Genomic DNA, 570 nt, shown 5'->3' with positions numbered 1-570 from the left:
TTTTTTATTCACGTTCGGGTAAATACCCCGCGGCTTGCCGCGTACGAAGAAAATAGTAAATTCCGGGCGTGAGCCCCACTAGCGAATACCGGCACAAAAGTCATAATGTCTCGGTTCTTCTGTATCACATTGTGTATTCTACGAAGTATCGAAGAGACGTTTTAAGCCCGAAAGTTGTTAGGATTTTGCTTCGTACTTGTAAAAAGATCGAAGAACGCTACGAGATCGTATTTATCGAGATAGGATCGGATAAGGATCATATTCACTTCTTGGTCCAAAGCGTTCCTACTTACAGTGTTACGAAGATTGTTCGTACTATTAAAAGCATTACAGCACGCGAGATATTTAAGCATGCTCCTGGGGTGAAAAGGGCCTTATGGGGTGGCGAATTTTGGTCTGACGGATATTTTGTAAGTACTGTCGGAAGGCATGGTTCTGAACACGTAATAGGGAATTACGTGCGTAACCAGGGAAAGCCTGACTATGAAAAACTTTACGAGAATAATCAGTTGGACTTATTTAACGGCGGGTATTAAAATGCCCCGCGGCTTGCCGCGGGGATTTTTTACT

Annotated in this window: 1 protein-coding gene; it reads left to right on the top strand. The window is 43.3% G+C overall.

What is annotated here, in order from left to right; genetic code table 11:
* Nucleotides 1-68: 68 nt before the first annotated feature.
* Nucleotides 69-536 carry an IS200/IS605 family transposase gene (gene tnpA, locus KK078_RS30300; RefSeq protein ID WP_254094794.1) on the top strand — a complete coding sequence of 156 codons (468 nt, stop codon included), beginning with the start codon at nucleotides 69-71 and terminating at the stop codon, nucleotides 534-536.
* Nucleotides 537-570: the final 34 nt, after the last annotated feature.

Source organism: Dawidia soli (assembly GCF_018598185.1).
Classification (GTDB): domain Bacteria; phylum Bacteroidota; class Bacteroidia; order Cytophagales; family Cyclobacteriaceae; genus Ohtaekwangia; species Ohtaekwangia soli.
Note: the sequence above shows the minus strand (reverse complement) of the source record. Positions and strands in the feature narration are given on the sequence as shown.